At 69.1% G+C, this 19,192-nt stretch carries 17 protein-coding genes and 1 pseudogene; 9 read left to right on the forward strand and 9 right to left on the reverse strand.

Annotated features, from left to right (window positions below; genetic code table 11):
- Positions 1 to 20 precede the first annotated feature (20 nt).
- From AAFF41_RS16530 to AAFF41_RS16550, 5 genes are all read right to left on the reverse strand, one after another.
- The gene (locus tag AAFF41_RS16530; RefSeq protein ID WP_097284526.1) at positions 21 to 1,169 is read right to left on the reverse strand and encodes a DUF475 domain-containing protein; all 1,149 of its coding nucleotides are present in this window, start codon (positions 1,167 to 1,169) and stop codon (positions 21 to 23) included.
- A 111-nt stretch (positions 1,170 to 1,280) separates the two neighbouring features.
- Positions 1,281 to 1,856: a TerD family protein gene (locus tag AAFF41_RS16535; protein WP_343324136.1), complete on the reverse strand. Its 576-nt coding sequence runs from the start codon at positions 1,854 to 1,856 to the stop codon at positions 1,281 to 1,283.
- A 204-nt stretch (positions 1,857 to 2,060) separates the two neighbouring features.
- A complete protein-coding gene (locus tag AAFF41_RS16540) occupies positions 2,061 to 2,636 on the reverse strand; it encodes a TerD family protein (protein ID WP_054230998.1) in 576 nt (191 codons plus the stop codon).
- Between the two features lie 129 nt (positions 2,637 to 2,765).
- A complete protein-coding gene (locus AAFF41_RS16545) occupies positions 2,766 to 3,224 on the reverse strand; it encodes a peroxiredoxin (protein ID WP_060896037.1) in 459 nt (152 codons plus the stop codon).
- A 368-nt stretch (positions 3,225 to 3,592) separates the two neighbouring features.
- Positions 3,593 to 4,021 (reverse strand): DUF3052 domain-containing protein, encoded by a 429-nt coding sequence (locus AAFF41_RS16550; RefSeq protein ID WP_054231000.1) that lies wholly within the window; start codon positions 4,019 to 4,021, stop codon positions 3,593 to 3,595.
- 469 nt (positions 4,022 to 4,490) lie between these two features.
- On the opposite strand from AAFF41_RS16550, the gene aceE reads away from it, so the two are divergent.
- Both aceE and AAFF41_RS16560 read left to right on the forward strand, forming a co-directional pair.
- Positions 4,491 to 7,238, forward strand: a complete 2,748-nt coding sequence (gene aceE, locus AAFF41_RS16555) for a pyruvate dehydrogenase (acetyl-transferring), homodimeric type (protein ID WP_060896035.1) — start codon at positions 4,491 to 4,493, stop codon at positions 7,236 to 7,238.
- Positions 7,239 to 7,349: 111 nt separating this feature from the next.
- Positions 7,350 to 8,117, forward strand: coding sequence for a potassium channel family protein (locus AAFF41_RS16560; RefSeq protein WP_319743893.1), 768 nt, complete (start codon positions 7,350 to 7,352; stop codon positions 8,115 to 8,117).
- 268 nt (positions 8,118 to 8,385) lie between these two features.
- Here the strand turns inward: AAFF41_RS16560 and AAFF41_RS16565 are convergent, their stop codons facing one another.
- Entirely contained in the window at positions 8,386 to 10,008 is a 1,623-nt protein-coding gene (locus AAFF41_RS16565; protein ID WP_343324137.1) for an MFS transporter, read from the reverse strand.
- A 113-nt stretch (positions 10,009 to 10,121) separates the two neighbouring features.
- Between AAFF41_RS16565 and AAFF41_RS16570 the strand changes: the two genes are divergently transcribed.
- The 3 genes from AAFF41_RS16570 to AAFF41_RS16580 all read left to right on the forward strand — a co-directional run bounded on the left by AAFF41_RS16570 (position 10,122) and on the right by AAFF41_RS16580 (position 13,090).
- Positions 10,122 to 10,778, forward strand: coding sequence for a TetR family transcriptional regulator (locus AAFF41_RS16570; protein ID WP_060896032.1), 657 nt, complete (start codon positions 10,122 to 10,124; stop codon positions 10,776 to 10,778).
- Between the two features lie 179 nt (positions 10,779 to 10,957).
- Positions 10,958 to 12,175, forward strand: a complete 1,218-nt coding sequence (locus AAFF41_RS16575; RefSeq protein WP_343324138.1) for an alpha/beta hydrolase — start codon at positions 10,958 to 10,960, stop codon at positions 12,173 to 12,175.
- 66 nt (positions 12,176 to 12,241) lie between these two features.
- Positions 12,242 to 13,090, forward strand: a complete 849-nt coding sequence (locus AAFF41_RS16580; RefSeq protein ID WP_054231050.1) for a DUF4429 domain-containing protein — start codon at positions 12,242 to 12,244, stop codon at positions 13,088 to 13,090.
- Positions 13,091 to 13,132: 42 nt separating this feature from the next.
- Here the strand turns inward: AAFF41_RS16580 and AAFF41_RS16585 are convergent, their stop codons facing one another.
- Positions 13,133 to 14,146: an aldo/keto reductase gene (locus AAFF41_RS16585; RefSeq protein ID WP_343324139.1), complete on the reverse strand. Its 1,014-nt coding sequence runs from the start codon at positions 14,144 to 14,146 to the stop codon at positions 13,133 to 13,135.
- The gene (locus tag AAFF41_RS16590) at positions 14,143 to 14,631 is read right to left on the reverse strand and encodes a MerR family transcriptional regulator (RefSeq protein WP_101408168.1); all 489 of its coding nucleotides are present in this window, start codon (positions 14,629 to 14,631) and stop codon (positions 14,143 to 14,145) included. Before AAFF41_RS16590 ends, AAFF41_RS16585 begins: the two co-directional genes overlap by 4 nt.
- Before the next feature lie 131 nt (positions 14,632 to 14,762).
- Here AAFF41_RS16590 and AAFF41_RS16595 point away from each other — a divergent pair, with 131 nt between their 5' ends.
- Entirely contained in the window at positions 14,763 to 15,239 is a 477-nt protein-coding gene (locus tag AAFF41_RS16595; protein ID WP_319743901.1) for a GNAT family N-acetyltransferase, read from the forward strand.
- A 19-nt stretch (positions 15,240 to 15,258) separates the two neighbouring features.
- A pseudogene (locus tag AAFF41_RS16600) lies at positions 15,259 to 16,082 on the forward strand (serine hydrolase domain-containing protein).
- Between the two features lie 84 nt (positions 16,083 to 16,166).
- On the opposite strand, the gene AAFF41_RS16605 reads toward AAFF41_RS16600, so the two are convergent.
- Positions 16,167 to 16,826 carry a pirin family protein gene (locus AAFF41_RS16605; RefSeq protein ID WP_099922868.1) on the reverse strand — a complete coding sequence of 220 codons (660 nt, stop codon included), beginning with the start codon at positions 16,824 to 16,826 and terminating at the stop codon, positions 16,167 to 16,169.
- A 132-nt stretch (positions 16,827 to 16,958) separates the two neighbouring features.
- On the opposite strand from AAFF41_RS16605, the gene fasR reads away from it, so the two are divergent.
- Together fasR and AAFF41_RS16615 are read left to right on the forward strand one after the other, a co-directional pair.
- Positions 16,959 to 18,164, forward strand: coding sequence for a fatty acid biosynthesis transcriptional regulator FasR (fasR, locus tag AAFF41_RS16610; RefSeq protein ID WP_319743905.1), 1,206 nt, complete (start codon positions 16,959 to 16,961; stop codon positions 18,162 to 18,164).
- Between the two features lie 89 nt (positions 18,165 to 18,253).
- A complete protein-coding gene (locus tag AAFF41_RS16615; protein WP_319744512.1) occupies positions 18,254 to 19,180 on the forward strand; it encodes an ACP S-malonyltransferase in 927 nt (308 codons plus the stop codon).
- Positions 19,181 to 19,192: the final 12 nt, after the last annotated feature.

Here is a 19,192-nt window from a genome sequence, read left to right on the forward strand (position 1 = left end):
CCGGAATCACGCTCCCGGACTCACACCCCGGACGAGACCTCAGTCTTGTCGTCCGAGGCCGTCGCTTTTCCCTCGGCCGCCGCGAGCGCGCTGTTGCGACGCACCGAGGACCAGAAGGACCAGCCGATCAGGACGACACCGACGAGACCGGTGATGACCTCGTGGATCTGGTACTGGATGGTGACCAGGAGGATCACGGCGAGGGCGCCGATGGCGTAGTGCGCGCCGTGCTCCAGGTAGACGTAGTCGTCGAGGGTGCCCTGGCGGACCAGGTAGACCGTGAGCGAGCGGACGTACATGGCGCCGATACCGAGGCCGAGCGCCATCAGCACGATGTCGTTGGTGATGGCGAAGGCGCCGATGACACCGTCGAAGGAGAAGGACGCGTCCAGGACCTCGAGGTAGAGGAACATGAAGAACGCGGCCTGACCCGCGAGGACGACGGCCGGCTTCTTCTTGCCGGTCCGCGCGGCCTCCTCCTCTTCCTCGTGCTCCCGCTCCTCCTCTTCCTCGAGCCTGTCCTCGAAGTAGCCGGAGAGTCCGCCGACGACCATGTACGTGATCAGGCCCGCGATGCCGGCGATCAGCACCGTCTGCGCCTTGTCGATGTGCGCGCCGCCGTGCTGGTGGGCGTGGACCGCGAAGGTCATGGAGGAGACCAGCAGCACGACCAGGGCGATGCAGACCGACAGCATGTCGACCTTGCCGAGCTTGGCGAGCGGGCGCTCGATCCAGCGCAGCCACTGGATGTCCCGGTCCTCGAAGATGAAGTCGAGGAAGATCATCAGAAGGAACATGCCACCGAAGGCGGCGATCGCCGGGTGGGCGTCCGTGACCAGCTGTTGGTACTGGTCCTTGTCGGTCAGCGCGAGGTTGACCGCCTCGATCGGACCCTTCTTGGCGGTGACCGCCACGATCACGACGGGGAAGACCAGTCGCATACCGAAGACGGCGATCAGCACACCCACCGTGAGGAAGATCTTCTGCCAGAAGGCACTCATCTTCTTCAGGATCCCGGCGTTGACCACCGCGTTGTCGAAGGACAGCGAGATCTCAAGGATGGCCAGGATCGCCACGATGCCAAAGGCGGTCCACCCCCCGTAGATCACCGCTGCGACCAAGCCGAGCGCGGTGACCGCAAACGACCAGCCGAAGGTTTTCAGAAGCACTGGCTACCCAATCATCGTGTATGTACGGGTCTCCCCCGCGCCGTACTCGGCTTTACCTACTGTTGACCACGAAGTCTAGAGGGCCGCCCCTTCGGCTGACTCGGGCGGGCCCTAGGAAACATTGACTCCGAAGTCGAGCGCGATGCCGCGCAGACCGGACGCGTACCCCTGTCCGACCGCTCGGAACTTCCACTCCTGGTTGTAGCGGTAGACCTCGCCGAAGATCATCGCTGTTTCCGTCGAGGCGTCCTCGGAGAGGTCGTAGCGCGCCAGCTCCTGACCGTCGGCCTGGTTGACCACGCGGATGAACGCGTTGCTGACCTGGCCGAAGGTCTGACCGCGGTTGTCGGCGTCATGGATGGAGACCGGGAAGACGATCTTGTCGACGTTGGCCGGCACCTTGGAGAGGTCGATCAGGATCGACTCGTCGTCGCCCTCGCCCTCACCCGTGAGGTTGTCACCGGTGTGCTCCACGGAGCCGTCCGGGCTCTTGAGCTGGTTGTAGAAAATGAACCATTCGTCGCCGAGCACCCGGCCGGAATTGCACAGCAGAGCGCTGGCGTCGAGGTCGAAATCGGCTCCGGTGGTGGAGCGCGCGTCCCAGCCGAGCCCGACCATCACGTGCGTGAGGTTGGGTGCGGCCTTGGAGAGGGAGACATTGCCTCCCTTGGCGAGCGTGACGCCCATGATGCTGGTCCTCCCCGAGGTCAGACTTTCAGTTGTTCCGCGCGGCCTGCGCGCGGTGGTACAGCGGGCCCGGCGCCGCACATGAAGCGTGCGGCGCCGGGCCTGGAGCCGAAGGCCGTACGGCTCAGACGTTCACGTCGGACGGTCGCGTCAAACGTTCAGATCAAACGTTCGCGTCCGACGCGGGCCCGTCCGACGGTCGTGTCAGACGTTGACGCCGAAGTCCTGCGCGATGCCGCGCAGGCCCGAGGCGTAGCCCTGGCCGATGGCGCGGAACTTCCACTCCGGGCCGTTGCGGTACAGCTCGCCGAAGACCATGGCGGTCTCCGTCGAGGCGTCCTCGGAGAGGTCGTAGCGCGCGATCTCCGCCTCGCCGGCCTGGTTCACCACGCGGATGAACGCGTTGCGGACCTGGCCGAAGGACTGCTGGCGGTTCTCGGCGTCGTAGATGGAGACCGGGAACACGATCTTCTGGACGTCGGCGGGCACGGCGGCGAGGTTGACCTTGATCTGCTCGTCGTCGCCCTCGCCCTCACCGGTGATGTTGTCCCCGGTGTGTTCGACCGAACCGTCCGGGCTCTTCAGGTTGTTGAAGAACACAAAGTTCTGGTCGGTGCTCACCTTGCCGTCCGCATTCGTGAGGATGGCGCTGGCGTCGAGGTCGAAGTCGACGCCGGTGGTGGTTCGGGCGTCCCATCCCAGACCGACGATGACCGCGGTCAGTCCCGGGGCCTCCTTGGTCAGCGATACGTTGCCGCCCTTGCTGAGGCTGACTCCCACGAGTCCTCCCAATGGTGTCCAGGGGCGGGGAGCCCCGTCGTGCGTTGGTATCGGATCAACGTGTCGATCCTAGTGACGGGTTCCCGCACCCTGCAGGCCCTGCGACCGAACCATCACAGGGTGTCGGGCTCACAGAGTGTCGAGCGCCTTCACGTACTCGTTCAGGTCACGCGCGTCCGGCAGACCGTTGACGACGGTCCAGCGGACGACGCCCGCCTTGTCGATGATGAAGGTGCCGCGCACGGCACAACCCTTGTCCTCGTCGAAGACGCCGTACGCGCGCGAAGTGTTGCCGTGCGGCCAGAAATCGGAGAGCAGCGGGTACTCCAGGCTCTCCTGCTCACCGAAGACGCGCAGGGTGTGGATGGAGTCGTTGGAGACGGCCAGCAGCTGGACGTCGTCGTTGACGAACTTCGGCAGTTCGTCGCGCAGGGCACACAGCTCGCCGGTGCACACGCCGGTGAAGGCGAACGGGTAGAAGAGCAGCACCACGTTCTTCTCACCACGGAAGTCGGACAGCTTCACGGTGGCGCCGTGGTTGTCCTTGAGCTCGAAGTCCGGTGCCTCGGTGCCGACCTCGATCGCCATAGTCACACGCTCCCCTTCCAAGGGCCTGTTCGGGTGAACCCCACCCTACGCAGCACCCCCCACCCCACCGGCCGCACCCCGACCACGGGCCCCACGCGCCACCCCCCATCCCGACGCGGCGCGCCCGGGGTGCAACGTCTCGTGGGGGCTGCCGCCATCCGGGTGGTGCCGGCCCGCCCCGGGGCCCGGGCTCGGGTGGGGTGTGGCGGTGCGGTGGTCCGACGTGGGTGGTGCTCGCGCGCCCCCACAGGCCTGGTCGCGGAGCCCCCGGCCGCCGCGTGGGAGGCCGGGGCATGGGGGAGGCCCCCGACGGCGGGACGCCGACGGGGGCCTCTTGGGTGGTTTGGTGCGGCAGACGGAGCGAGAGCTCAGCGCTTCGACTTGGGCGTGGCCAGACGCGTGCCCGACCACTCCTTCCCGACCGAGATGCTCTTCGTCTGGGAGAGGCCGGCAGTCTGGGCGGCGTCACTGATGTCGCTGGGCTCGACGTAGCCGTCCCGGCCGGTCTTCGGGGTCAGCAGCCAGATCATGCCGCCGTCCTCAAGGAGACCGATGGCGTCCACCAGAGCGTCCGTAAGGTCGCCGTCCTCGTCGCGGAACCACAGCAACACGACGTCAGCGACGTCGTCGTAGTCCTCATCGACCAGGTCCTGGCCGATCAACGATTCGATACCTTCACGGAGCTCGTGGTCAACGTCGTCGTCGAAGCCGATCTCCTGGACCACCTGTCCGGGCTCGAACCCCAGCCTGCCGGCCGGGTTGGTCCGCTCCTCCGCGTGGTCCGCGGTCGCGCTCACGGCTTGCCTCCTGATCATGTTTCGGTAGATGTCTCAGCCACGCGCGTACGCGAAGCATTGGCCGTAGTCCACACGGGCGGGGCGGATCGCGCAAGTACCCGGCCGTCGAGACCGCCGAAACGGTGACGATCCCGGCGGTGTCGGCGCAACCCCAGGCGTGGATTCAAGGCCACAAGTGACGCACACCACACCCTTCTGCCCCATTTATGAATTTCGGAACCCTTGGAGCGTACGAGACCCGAACGACTTTGCGGAACGCGTCACGGAGTGAGCGTATCGTTGCGTTTTGGTCGGGCACGTCCCAACGAACTGCAGGAATGTGTTGGTTACCTCTCGGTAGAGATGACGATTCCGTTCCCGAGGTACACGATGGGGAACGGTGCAGACAGACCGAAAAACCGCCCCAGACAGCTTCCCAGACAACCCCTCGGGCAGCCCTCACACGCCCCTCTGACAGTGAAGGAACAGCGTGGTTTCCGGATCCGATCGCAATCCGATCATCATTGGCGGCCTTCCCAGTCAGGTCCCGGACTTCGACCCCGAAGAGACCCAGGAGTGGCTCGACTCCCTCGACGCCGCCGTCGACGAGCGCGGCCGTGAGCGCGCCCGCTATCTGATGCTGCGGCTGATCGAGAGGGCCCGCGAGAAGCGCGTGGCCGTGCCCGAGATGCGCAGCACGGACTACGTCAACACGATCGCCACCAAGGACGAGCCCTTCTTCCCCGGCAACGAGGAGATCGAGCGCAAGATCCTCAACGCCACCCGTTGGAACGCCGCCGTGATGGTCTCGCGCGCCCAGCGTCCCGGCATCGGCGTCGGCGGTCACATCGCCACCTTCGCCTCCTCCGCCTCGCTCTACGACGTCGGCTTCAACCACTTCTTCCGTGGCAAGGACGAGGGCGACGGCGGCGACCAGATCTTCTTCCAGGGGCACGCCTCCCCCGGTATCTACGCCCGCGCGTTCCTCCTCGACCGGCTCTCCGAGCAGCAGCTCGACGCGTTCCGGCAGGAGAAGTCGAAGGCCCCGTACGGTCTGTCCTCGTACCCGCACCCCCGCCTGATGCCGGGCTTCTGGGAGTTCCCGACCGTCTCCATGGGCCTCGGTCCGCTCGGCGCGATCTTCCAGGCGCGGATGAACCGCTACATGGAGGCGCGCGGCATCGCGGACACCTCCAAGTCACACGTCTGGGCGTTCCTCGGGGACGGCGAGATGGACGAGCCGGAATCGCTCGGACAGCTGTCCATCGCCGCTCGAGAGGGCCTGGACAACCTGACCTTCGTCGTCAACTGCAACCTCCAGCGCCTCGACGGCCCGGTACGCGGCAACGGAAAGATCATCCAGGAGCTGGAGTCCCAGTTCCGGGGCGCCGGCTGGAACGTCATCAAGCTGGTCTGGGACCGCACCTGGGACCCGCTGCTCGCGCAGGACCGCGACGGCGTGCTGGTCAACAAGCTGAACACCACCCCGGACGGCCAGTTCCAGACGTACGCCACCGAGACGGGCGACTACATCCGCCGGCACTTCTTCGGTGACGACCACCGGCTGCGCGCGATGGTCGAGAACATGACCGACGACCAGATCCTGCACCTGGGGCGCGGCGGTCACGACCACAAGAAGATCTTCGCGGCGTTCTCGGCGGCCAAGGCGCACGCGGGCCAGCCGACGGTGATCCTGGCGCAGACGGTCAAGGGCTGGACGCTCGGCCCGAACTTCGAGGGCCGCAACGCCACGCACCAGATGAAGAAGCTGACGGTCGCCGACCTCAAGGGCTTCCGGGACCGTCTGCACCTGCCGATCTCCGACAAGGAGCTGGAGTCCGGCGCGCCCCCGTACTACCACCCGGGCCGGAACTCGGAAGAGATCCAGTACATGCACGACCGCCGCAAGGGGCTCGGCGGATACGTCCCCACCCGCGTCGTACGGTCGCAGCCGCTGGCCCTGCCGGACGACAAGGCGTACGCGAGTGTGAAGAAGGGCTCCGGTCAGCAGTCGATCGCCACGACCATGGCGTTCGTACGACTGCTGAAGGACCTCATGCGGGACAAGGAGATCGGCAAGCGGTTCGTGCTGATCGCGCCCGACGAGTACCGCACGTTCGGCATGGACTCGTTCTTCCCGAGCGCGAAGATCTACAACCCGCTCGGTCAGCAGTACGAGTCCGTGGACCGCGATCTGCTCCTGGCCTACAAGGAGTCGCCGACCGGTCAGATGCTGCACGACGGCATCTCGGAGGCGGGCTGCACGGCTTCGCTGATCGCCGCGGGTTCGGCGTACGCCACGCACGGCGAGCCGCTGATCCCGGTCTACGTCTTCTACTCGATGTTCGGTTTCCAGCGCACCGGTGACCAGTTCTGGCAGATGGCCGACCAGTTGGCGCGCGGTTTCGTCCTGGGTGCGACCGCCGGGCGTACGACTCTGACCGGTGAGGGCCTTCAGCACGCGGACGGCCACTCACAGCTGCTCGCCTCGACCAACCCGGGCTGTGTCGCGTACGACCCGGCGTTCGGGTTCGAGATCGCGCACATCGTCAAGGACGGTCTGCGCCGGATGTACGGCTCGTCCGACGAACACCCGCACGGCGAGGACGTCTTCTACTACCTCACCGTCTACAACGAGCCGATCCAGCACCCGGCCGAGCCCGCGGACGTCGATGTGGACGGCATCCTCAAGGGCATCCACCGCTACGCGGAAGGAACTTCGGGTTCCGTCCCGGCGCAGATCCTGGCGTCCGGTGTCGCCGTGCCGTGGGCGGTCGAGGCGCAGCGGATCCTCGCCGAGGAGTGGAACGTGCGCGCCGACGTCTGGTCGGCGACCTCCTGGAACGAGCTGCGGCGCGAGGCCGTCGACGTGGAGCGGCACAATCTGCTGCACCCCGAGGAGGAGCAGCGCGTCCCGTACGTGACGCAGAAGCTGAGCGGCGCCGAGGGTCCGTTCGTGGCCGTCTCCGACTGGATGCGATCGGTTCCGGACCAGATCTCGCGGTGGGTGCCGGGCACGTACCAGTCGCTGGGCGCGGACGGCTTCGGCTTCGCGGACACGCGAGGCGCGGCGCGGCGCTTCTTCCACATCGACGCGCAGTCGATCGTGGTCGCGGTGCTGACCGAACTGGCCCGTGAGGGCAAGGTCGACCGGTCGGTGCTGAAGCAGGCGATCGACCGCTATCAGCTGCTCGACGTGGCGTCGGCCGACCCGGGAGCCGCGGGCGGCGACGCGTAGGCGCTCCGCGCGAGCGCCGGGGAAACAAACGACAGGAACGAGAGGCGCGGGGAGCCGGCCAGCCGGTTTCCCGCGCCTCTTACGTGTGCTGTCTGCACCTACGATGCGGACATGAACGAGCAATCCGTGCAGGTCCGTTGGGAGCAGCGCACGCAGCGGCCCCTGCTGGGACTCGCGGTGGCCTTCGCCGTCGCCTACGCCGTGCCGATCGTGGACAGCGACGCGAGCCGTGGCCTGACCGGCGCGTGCACGGCCGTGGAGTGGACGGTCTGGGGCGCGTTCGCCGCCGACTACCTCGTGCGCCTCATACTCGTCCGGGACCGCAGGGACTTCGTCCGTACGCACTGGATGGACCTGTGCGCGGTGATCCTGCCGATTCTCCAGCCGCTACGACTGCTGCGGCTCGTCGCGACGCTCACGCTGGTCGGGCGGCGGGCCCGGATGGATGAACAGATCCGGCTGACGACCTACGTCGGGGGCGCGGTCGTCGGACTGCTGATGTTCGGCTCGCTCGCGGTGCTGTCGGTGGAGCGGGAGTCGCCGAACGGGAACATCAAGACGCTGGGTGACGCCGTGTGGTGGTCGTTCACCACGATGACGACGGTGGGGTACGGGGATCACGCGCCGACCACCGGTCTCGGGCGGATGATCGCGGTCGGGCTGATGCTCTCCGGTATCGCGTTGCTCGGTGTCGTGACCGCGAACATCGCCGCGTGGTTCATCTCGCGGTTCGAGAAGGACGACGTGGAGGAGCGGCGGCAGACGGCGGCGATCGAGTCGCTCACGGAGGAAGTGCGGGCGCTCCGGGCGGAGGTGGCTGCGCTGGCTGGTGGGGTTCGGCACCCGGTGCCAGAGGGTGCGGAAGAGCGTTCGCGCTAGCGCGCGGGGACTCGTTGTCGGGTGCGGGTCCGATGTGGCTGGGCGCGCAGTTCCTCGCGCCCCTGAAGAGGCGCCCCGCCCGCGCCTTCTCGGACTGCGGGCGCGCTGCCCCCTCCGGCAGCGCGCCGCAGTTCCGGTGGTCCTCCCATGTCGTGCGGAGGACTTGACCCACTGTGAGGTGCGACGGCTGCCGGGTGGGAGGGATCTTCGGCGGTGTCACCCGGATAGGTGAAACCTGCGCAAAACAGGGCTGGTCAGACGCGCAGACTCAGATATGGCCCGCGCCCGTCCCCGCCGCCTCGGCGTTGTCGCCCCGCTTGGTGAGGAGCGCGACGAGGACCGCCACGACGGCGACCCCGGCGGCGACCAGGCAGGCCAGACTCATGCCGGAGATGAACGTGTCGTGGGCGACGGTCGTGATCTTCTCGACGAGTGCGGCCGGGGTGCCCGGGGCGACCGGTGCGGCGCCGACCTGGACGGCTTCGGAGGCCTGGTCGAGCTGGGCCGGGGTGAGCGGTGGCAGCTTGGCGTCGGCCCAGTTGCCCGCGAGGTCGCCGTCGACCTTGGAGGCCATCACGGCGCCCAGCACGGCCGTACCGAGGCTGCCGCCGATCTGCATCGCGGCCTGCTGGAGGCCGCCGGCCACACCGGAGAGCTCCATCGGCGCGTTGCCCACGATGACCTCGGTGGCGCCGACCATGACCGGCGCGAGGCCGAGACCGAGACCGGCGAACCAGAGCGACATGACGGCGCCGCTGGTGCCCGTGTCCAGCGTGGACATGCCGTACATGGAGATCGCGGTGAGGGCCATGCCGCCCGCGAGCGGGATGCGCGGGCCCGTCTTGGTGATCAGGGCGCCGGCCAGCGGTGAGCCCACGATCATCATTCCGGTGAGCGGGAGGAGGTGCAGACCGGCGTCGACCGGGCTCATACCGTGCACGTTCTGCAAGTAGAACGTGACGAAGAAAAGGCCGCCCAGGAAGGCGATGGCCATCAGCACCATGAGGACCACACCGGCCGACAGCGGTACGGAGCGGAACAGCCCCAGCGGGATCAGCGGCTCCTCGACGCGCTTCTCCCACAGGGCGAAGAGCACGAAGCCGAGCACCGATGCGCCCAGGAACGTCCAGGTCAGGCCGTCGCCCCAGCCCCAGGTCGGGGCTTTGATGAGCGCCCACACCAGGCAGAACATGGCGCCGGAGAGCAGCGCGATGCCCAGGACGTCGAAGGAGCGGGGGGCGTTCTCGGCGCGGTGGTCGAGGAGGATCATCAGGCCGAGGACCAGCGCGATGATGCCCACCGGCACGTTGATGAAGAACACCGACTGCCAGCTGACGTGCTGGACCAGCAGACCGCCGAGGATCGGGCCGCCCGCGGTGGAGGCGCCGATGACCATGCCCCAGATGCCGATCGCCATGTTCAGCTTCTCGGCCGGGAAGGTGGCCCGCAGCAGGCCGAGCGCGGCCGGCATCAGCAGCGCGCCGAACAGGCCCTGGAAGACGCGGAAGGTGACGACCAGGGCGATGCTGCTGGAGAAGCCGATCGCGCCGGAGGCCGCGGCGAAACCGACCACGCCTATGAGGAAGGTCTGGCGGTGGCCGAAGCGGTCACCGAGCTTGCCCGCGGTGATCAGGGTGACCGCGAGCGCGAGGAAGTAGCCGTTGGTGATCCACTGGACGTCGGCGAAGCTCGCGCCCAGGTCCTTCTGGATGGCCGGGTTGGCGATGGCCACGATGGTGCCGTCCAGGGCGACCATCATGACGCCGACGGCGACGGTGAACAGGGTGAACCACGGATGGCCGCGCAGTCCGTCGGACGGCGCCTTGTCCGACGGAGCGACCGGAGCCTTGTCCCCCGAACCCGTCGTGTCGATGGTGGTCTGACTAGTCATACCTTCGAGGCTAGTGACAGCCACTGACAGTTGACAAACCAATTCACAAGTCGGTAACTGTCACGTCACCCACCAGTACGCTGAGCTGGGCTGAAAGAACAGAAGAGGACCTCATGGAGACGACAGCCGCCCAGACGTCGCCCCCGGCGAGCCTGCGCGAGCGCAAGAAGCAGCGCACCCGGGAGGCGCTGCTGCGGGCCGCCCTCGAACTGTTCACCACCCAGGGTTACGAGCGGACGACCGTCGACGAGATCGCCGAGGCCGTCGACGTCTCGCAGCGCACCTTCTTCCGGTACTTCGCGGGCAAGGAGGAGGTCGCCCTGTTCACCCAGGGGGTCGCGGAGGCGCGCTTCCTCGACGCCGTACGCGAACGCCCGCCCCAGGAAGCCCCGTTGGAGGCGCTGCGCCGCGCCGTCCTGGAGGGCTGGGACACCATCGGCGAGTCGATCGAGTCCGTCGTGCCGCTCGAACTGCACATGCGCGCCTACCAGTTGATCGAGTCGACACCCGCCCTCCTCGCCGCCTATCTGCGCCGCTCGGCGGAACTGGAGGAGGAGATCGCGCGGGTCATCGCCGAGCGCGAGGGACTCGACGTGGACGCGGACCCGAGACCGCGCGTCGCGGTGGCCGTGTTCGGCGGAGTGATGCGGATCACGGGCCGCCTGTGGAGCGAGGGGGCCGACCACAGCATCCCGGCGATCCGCGAGTTGACCACCGCTTACCTCGACCAGGTGGGGCCCGCGTTGGCGGAGAAGTGGCGCGCGGAGTGACGTACGCAACGGCGTGCGGAATGGCGTCTGGAGCGACGCACGGAACGATCAACTCCGCGCACACAGCGTCACTATTTATCTGAAACTGAACCCGGTTTGCCCCAATTACCCTGCCAGAAACGTGATACCAGTCACTCGTTTAACGGGAGGCGCCAACCTTCTCCTAGGGTGTCCTCTCAGTGACTTCCTTCGACTCATCCCCCCAACTGAACGTCTGGCGCGCACTGCTCGCGCTGGCCGTGGTGTTCGTGATGCTGGCCACCAGTGGCTGGACCGCACTCCAGGGCCATCGAGGGGCAACCCCTCTCCAGTCGTCCCGCTCCGCGTGGGAGCACGGCAGCGTCGCCGGACAGCGACTGCCTGACCCGGACACCACGCCGAGCCGCCTCGCCCGCTTCTTCGCGTCCCTCGACGTCCACGAGCGCACCCGTCTCGCCCACCGCTATCCGCTCGCGGTCGGCAACATGAACGGCGCGCCCGTGACCCTGCGCTACGAGGCCAACCGCGTCGCCATCGACCAGCAGCGCGAGGTCGAGAAGAAGCGCATGCACGACAACCAGCTCTCGTCCCTGGGACAGCAGCAGGCCGGGCGCCGTATGCACCGCTACGAGGCGATGCTGCAGAAGGGGCGCGACTTCCTCGCCTTCGACCCCATGGGTTCGGGCCGGGTCGCCGAGGTCTTCGGAAACCTCGACCGGGCCGAGCGGATCTCCATCGTGGTGCCGGGCGTCGACACCGATCTGCTCACGTTCCAGCGCACCAACAAGAAGTACTCGGCGCCGGTCGGCATGGCGCAGGCCCTGTACGGGGCCGAGCACGCCGCCGCCCCCCAGGCCCGTACGGCCGTGATCGCCTGGGCCGACTACACCACGCCCAGCGGACTCGGCATGGACGCCGCCACCGGCAGCCGCGCCGAGGAGGGCGCGATCCGGCTGAACGCGCTGCTGCGCGCCCTGCCCGGCCGTGCGCCCGTCGCGCTCTACTGCCACAGCTACGGCTCCGTGCTGTGCGGTCTCGCCGCCCACACCCTGCCCTCCCGGGTCTCCGACATAGCGGTCGCCGGCAGCCCCGGCATGCGGGCCCAGAATGCGTCCTCGCTGCACACCACGGCCCGGGTCTGGGCGATGCGGGACTCCGGAGACTGGATCCAGGACGTGCCCTACCTCGAATTCGGCGGGCTCGGACACGGCGCCGACCCGGTGTCGAAGGCGTTCGGGGCCCGGGTGCTGTCCGCGCGGGGCGCGAACGGCCACGGAGGCTATTTCGAGCCGGGCACCGAGAGCCTGCGCAACTTCGCCGAGATCGGCATTGGCGCGTACCAGGCGGTGCAGTGCGCACACGAGGATGACGCGTGCCGACAGGGTTTGTCCGACACCCCGGCGGCGGGACGCGCGTAGAGGTCGAAAAACTGCGGTTCGCCCAGGGAGGCGACGCAGACGTGCGAGCCGCTTACGATGGCCCGCATGGGTGACGTACTGGCCGGATTTCATGCCGCCTGGGAGTTCGAGTCCGACTCCGTGCTCATCCGCTTCGAACGGGGGATCCGTACGCCGAAGTTGTTCCAGGCGCTCGGCGAACGGCGTATCCCCCTGGAGGCGATAGCGGGGGTCACACTGACACCGGGCAAGCGCGGAACGGTCGTCCTGCACGCCGTGCCGCGAGCGGGCGCGGATCCGTTGATGGAGGCGGCCGCAGGACAGCTGAAGGAGGGGGGCGACCCCTATCGGCTGGTGCTGCCGGCCGACCGGGAGACCCTCGCCGAGTACTACGCGGACGAGCTGCGCGCCGCGCTCACCGAGGACGCCGAACCGCCCGAGCGCTACCTCGTCGCGCCGCCCGAGGCGCCGCTCCACTTCAAGGCGTACGACGGGAAGGCCTCCTTCGACGGCAAGGCGGTGTCCTTCCGCTGGTTCTGGACGGGCGCGTCCTCCGCCAAGTGGAAGGCCGGCGACCAGAGCTTCCCGGTCACCGGCCTCAGCGGGGTCGAGTGGCGCTCCCCCGAGGTCTTCGAGGGCCATCTGCGGCTCCTGCGGCGCGAGCCCGCCACCGCACAGCCCGCCCAGGCGGACCAGGACCCGGCGGCGGTCGTCTTCGGCCTCGGTTACGGCCCCGTCCACGAGTCTCTCCCGTTCGCCGCCTCGGTCCTCGCGGCCGTACGGGCCTCGGGTCCCACCCCGGCGACCGCGGCTCCCCGCCGCGACCCGGCCGACATCGCCGACCGCATCCGCCACCTCGGCGAACTCCACCAGGCGGGCCTCGTCACGGACGAGGAGTTCACGACGAAGAAGGCGGAACTGCTGGCCGAGCTCTGATGTCGTCTGCGGGGCGCGGCTCTGCTCCCGCCCCGCAGAGCTCTACTCCCGCCCCGCCGACGCGAACGACATGTCCGCGTACCGCTCCCCGGCCACCTTCGAGGCGATCGGCTCCAGCACCGCCAACTCGTCCTCCGTCAGGACGATCCGCGTGGCCGCGGTGTTCTCCTCGACCCGGCTGCGCCTCGTCGTGCCCGGGATCGGCACCACCGGCAACCCGAGCGACGACGCCTGGTGCTGCACCCAGGCCAGCGCGATCTGCCCCGGCGACGCCCCGTGCGCCTCGGCGACCGCACGCACCGGCTCCAGCAGCGCGGCGTTGGCGGCCGCGTTGTCGCCGGTGAAACGCGGCATCGTACGGCGGAAGTCGTCCGAGGTCAGATCCTCGGCGTGGACGAACGAACCGGTGAGGAAGCCGCGCCCGAGCGGCGAGTACGGCACCAGAGCGACGCCCAGTTCACGGACCGCAGGCACCACGCCCGCCTCGATGTCCCGGCTGAACAGCGACCACTCCGACTGCACGGCCGCGATCGGGTGCACGGCGTGTGCGGCGCGCAGCTCCCCGCCGGTGACCTCGCTCAGCCCGAGGTGCTTGACCTTGCCCTCGCGCACCAGCTCGGCCATCGCGGCGACGGTCTCCTCGATGGGAATGTTCACGTCACGGCGGTGCATGTAGTAGAGGTCGATGACCTCGACGTCCAGCCGCCGCAGGCTCCCCTCGACGGCCCGGCGGATGTACGGCGTGTCGTTGCGGATGGTCCGCTTCGTCGGCTCGGCGGGATCACGGAAGATGCCGAACTTCGTGGCGAGGACGACTTCGTCGCGGTGCGCCCTGACGAAGGGCGAGATGAACTTCTCGTTCTCCCCCAGGCCGTACACGTCGGCCGTGTCGAAGAGTGTGACGCCCAGTTCCAGGGCCCGTTCCAGGGTGGCCCGGGCCTCGCCGGCGTCCGTGGGCCCGTACGCGGCGCTCATGCCCATGCAGCCGAGGCCCTGTACGCCGACCTCGGGGCCGCCGGTGCCCAGCTCCACGTTCGCGATCCTGCTGTCCGTCATCGGGACCTCTCCGACGCCAGGGCACGCCCGGCGTCCGCGTAGAAACTGATCTTGTGGTCGAGGACCGCCAGGGTGTCCTGGAGCTCGGCGATCCGCGCCTTGACGTCGCGGCGGGTCGCCTCCAGGAGCTCGAAGCGCGCGATGTACGTGTCGTCCCCCTCGCGCACCAGCTCCGCGTACCGGACCATGTCGGCGACCGGCATTCCGGTCAGCCGGAGCTTGCCGACGAGGTCGAGCCAGTCCAGGTCGCGGTTGCTGTAGCGGCGCTGACCGGTGTGCGAGCGGTCGATGTGCGGCATCAGACCGATCCGCTCGTACCAGCGCAGGGTGTGCGCGGTGAGGCCGGTGAAGGCGACGACCTCGCTGATCGTGTAGTTGTCCTGGCCGTCCGGGCGCCGGTGCCGATGGGGCGGGGCGGCGCAGTCCCGGGTACGCGTACTGGTGCCGGTCTCGGCTGCCTCGGCCGTGGTCTCCATCACCGTCATGACCTCCACGCTAAAACCTTCGAGTGCACTCGAAGCAAGCGGATTCGGGGAGAACCCGCCCGGCGACGTCCGACGGGTGCCCGCCGAAAATACGGAGACGTGCGCGGGGCACCCTGACTACCGTGCGGATCATGAGTCTCGTACGCCGTGCCGTGCCCGAGGACGCCGAGGAAGTGCTGCGACTGCGCCAGGTGATGATCGACTCGGTCTTCGCCTCCGCCGGCCCCTCGTCCACCGAGTGGCACGCCCAGTCCCTTCCGACCATACGTGGCAGGCTCGCCGACCTCGACGGGGACTTCGTGGCCTTCGTCGTGGACCACCCCGACCGTCCCGGCGCTCTCGCGGCGCTCGTCGCGGGGACGATCGAGTACCGGATCGGGCGCGCGGGCAATCCGCACGGCGCGGTCGGGCACGTCTTCAGCGTCGCGACCGATCCGGACGCGCGGCGGCGGGGGTACGCGCGGGCGTGCATGGACACGCTCCTCGACTGGTTCCGCGAACGGAACGTCCGCCAGGTCGACCTCAACGCGTCCGCCGCGGCCGAGCCGCTGTACGCCTCGCTCGGATTCGTCCGCAAGGCCGACCCGTCGATGCGGCTGCAACTGTGAGCCGCTTAGGCTCGTAGGCATGTCTTTGCAGAGCAGCCTGGCGTCGATCGAGAACTGGCCCGTTCCCACGGCGGCCGCGGCCGTCGTCCGCGCGGACGGTGCGGTGCTCGGGTCGCACGGTCCCGTCGATCAGCGTTTCGCCCTCGCCTCGGTCACCAAGCCGCTGGCCGCCTACGCCGCGCTCGTCGCGTACGAGGAGGGGGCGATCGAGCTCGACGAGCCCGCCGGTCCTGCCGGGTCGACGGTTCGTCATCTCCTCGCGCACACCTCCGGGCTCGCGTTCGACGAGCACCGGGTGACGTCCACACCCGGGGAGCGGCGGTTGTACTCCAACGCCGGGTTCGAGGTGCTCGGGGACCATGTCGCCAAGGCGACCGACATCCCCTTCGGGGAGTATCTGCGGCAGGCGGTGCTGGGGCCGCTGGGGATGACGAGGACGTCGCTGGACGGCTCGCCCGCGAGGGACGGGGTGTCGACGGTGGCGGACCTGGTGCGTTTCGCCGCCGAGGTGCAGGCGCCGCGGCTGCTCGATCCGCGTACGGTCCTGGAGGCCATGACCGTCCAGTACCCCGGTACGAAGGGGGTGCTGCCCGGGTACGGCCACCAGAACCCCAACGACTGGGGGCTCGGCTTCGAGATCCGCGACTCCAAGTCCCCCACTGGACGGGCGTTTCCTCCTCCCCGCGGACCTTCGGTCACTTCGGGCAGTCCGGTACGTTCCTGTGGATCGACCCGGTGGCGGGCGCGGCGTGCGTCGCCCTCACGGACCGCGCGTTCGGCCCCTGGGCGGTCGAGTCCTGGCCCCCGTTCACGGATGCCGTGGTGACAGCCCTACGAGCCTGATCCCACCGGTTCTTCGGCTGCGGGTGGGCGGGGACCGGTCGCACAGTTCCCCGCGCCCCGGAAAGCCTCGGGCCGGCCGGAGTTTCAGGTCGAGGGGGTCATCTCCCACAGCAACAGCTCCGCGGGGGCTCCCGCCACCGCTTCCAGGTCCTTGGCCTCGGTGATGCGGGCCGCGTCGCCGGGGCCCAACTCCTCGCCGTCCAGGAGCACTTCGCCCCGCACTACATGGACGTACACGAACCCGGCGTCCGGCACCGCCGTCCGCTCCCCCGCCGCCAGCCTCCGCACATGAAGCATCGCCCCGGCCTCGGGGACGGCGTACGGCGTGGAGTCGGCGATGCCGTGGACGACTTCGTAGGACGGTTCGCCGCCGGGTGACAGCGGGGCCAGCCACATCTGGACGAAGGCGAGGGGGACCGAGCCGTCGTTGCGTTCCACGTGGCGGACGCCGCCCGCGGAGCTGAGGCGCTGGACGTCTCCGGGGCGGACCACCGACTCGTGGCCCGCCGAGTCGCGATGGGTCAGCTCCCCCTCCACCACCCACGTGACGATCTCGGTGTGACTGTGCGGGTGCTCGTCGAAGCCGGCGCCGGGCGCGAGCCACTCCTCGTTGCAGGCGATCACCGCACCGAAGCGGAGGTTGTCGGGGTCGTAGTGCGGTCCGAAGGAGAAGGCGTGGAAGGAGGTGATCCCGGCGTCCGGGTCACCTCCGTGGTAGCGCTCGTCCGCGCGCCGTACGTCCATCAGATCCGCTCGTTCCGCCGTCGTCGCCGTACGTCCGTCACAACGGACACCGTAGCCCCGCCCCAGGCCCTCCCCCCGCCTACTTGCGACCCGCCGCCGCACGCCTCCGTCCTGATAAGGCAGTCTTGTCCCGTGCCCGAACCCGAATCCAGCAACACCGAGCGCCCAGCGCACGACATCCACGCGCACTCCGCGACCCTGAAGCGGCTGGAGAAGTCCTCCGGCAGTCTCGCCGCCCAGGCCATCGCGCGGATGGACGAGACGCTGCCGTGGTACCGGGCCATGCCACCGGAGAACCGTTCCTGGATCGGGCTCGTCGCTCAGGCCGGTATCGCGGCCTTCACCGAGTGGTTCCGGCACCCGAACGCCCCGCAGGCCATCTCCACCGATGTGTTCGGGACCGCGCCACGCGAGCTGACCAGGGCGATCACCCTGCGGCAGACCGTGGAGATGGTGCGCACGACCATCGAGGTCATGGAGAGCGCGATCGACGAGGTCGCCGCCCCGGGCGACGAGTCCGTACTGCGCGAGGCGCTGCTCGTGTACGCCCGGGAGATCGCCTTCGCCACCGCCCAGGTGTACGCGCAGGCCGCCGAGGCCCGGGGCGCCTGGGACGCCCGCCTCGAATCGCTCGTCGTGAACGCCGTGCTCTCCGGCGAGGCCGACGAGGGTGCCGTCAGCCGGGCCGCCGCCCTCGGGTGGAACTCGCCCGAACATGTCTGCGTGGTGCTGGGTACGGCGCCCGACGGTGACAGCGAGCTGACGGTCGAGGCGATCCGGCGGGCGGCCCGGCACGCCAAGCTGCAGGTGCTCACCGGTGTGCTCGGGGACCGGCTCGTGGTCATCGCGGGGGGTAACAACAACCCGCTCGGGGTCGCGAAGGCGTTGATCGGGCCGTATGCCGCCGGGCCCGTCGTCGCGGGGCCGATCGTGCCCGATCTGCTCGCCGCGACCCGCTCCGCGCAGGCCGCAGCCGCCGGGCTGAAGGCGTGTTTCGCCTGGCAGGACGCCCCGCGCCCGGTTCTGGCGGACGATCTGCTGCCGGAGCGCGCGATCGCCGGAGACCCCTCGGCGCGCGAGCAACTGGTGGAGGAGATCTACAGACCACTTGAAGAAGCCGGCTCCGCGCTGCTGGAAACGCTCAGTGTCTATCTGGAACAGGCGAGCAGTCTCGAAGGCGCGGCCCGGATGCTCTTCGTTCACCCCAACACCGTGCGCTACCGGCTCCGACGTGTGACTGACGTCACCGGTTGGTCGCCTTCGGATGTACGATCCGCGTTCACACTGCGGATCGCGCTGATCCTGGGGCGTCTGGCCGATGGGGATCCTCAAGCCTAGGCTTTTGTCGGGGCTCTACAATTCCCCTTCGTGTTCTTCGTCCCTGTCCCCACGGGCGGCCGTGGCCGTCCACAAGAGAGAGTGTGAGAGTGCTCGTACTCGTCGCTCCCGGCCAGGGCGCTCAGACGCCTGGCTTCCTGACCCCTTGGCTCGATCTCCCCGGTGCCGCCGACCGCCTCGCCGCGTGGTCGGACGCCATCGGGCTCGACCTTGCCCGCTACGGCACCCAGGCAGACGCGGACGAGATCCGGGACACGGCTGTCGCGCAGCCGCTCCTGGTCGCCGCCGGTCTCCTCTCCGCCGCCGCGCTCGGTGACGTCGCCGAGCTCGGCCCCGGTGCCGTCGCCGGTCACAGCGTCGGAGAGATCACCGCCGCCGCGTTCGCGGGCGTGCTCGACGCCACGGCCGCGCTGACGCTCGTGCGCACCCGGGGTCTGGCGATGGCCGAGGCCGCCGCGATCACCGAGACCGGTATGTCGGCGCTGCTCGGCGGGGACCCCGAGACCACGGTCCCGCACCTGGAGAAGCTCGGTCTGACCCCGGCGAACGTGAACGGTGGGGGCCAGATCGTGGCCGCCGGCACGCTGGAGCAGCTGGCCGCCCTGGAGGCGGACAAGCCCGAGGGCGTCCGCCGCGTGGTGGCCCTGAAGGTCGCGGGCGCGTTCCACACGCACCACATGGCACCCGCGGTCGAGACCCTGGCACGAGCCGCCGAGGCCCTGAGCCCCGTGGACCCGAAGATCGCGTACGTCTCGAACAAGGACGGCAAGGCCGTCACGACCGGCGCCGAGGTCGTGCAGCGACTGGTCGGCCAGGTCGCGAACCCGGTCCGCTGGGACCTGTGCATGGAGACCTTCCAGGAGCTCGGCGCGACCGCGCTGATCGAGGTCTGCCCGGGCGGCACCCTGACCGGGCTCGCCAAGCGCGCGCTGCCGGGTGTGAAGACCCTGGCGCTGAAGACCCCCGACGACCTCGACGCGGCTCGCGAGCTCATCGCCGAGCACGCCTCCGCCTAAAGGAGCCGACAG

It is taken from the genome of Streptomyces mirabilis (genome assembly GCF_039503195.1).
Lineage (GTDB): Bacteria > Actinomycetota > Actinomycetes > Streptomycetales > Streptomycetaceae > Streptomyces > Streptomyces mirabilis_D.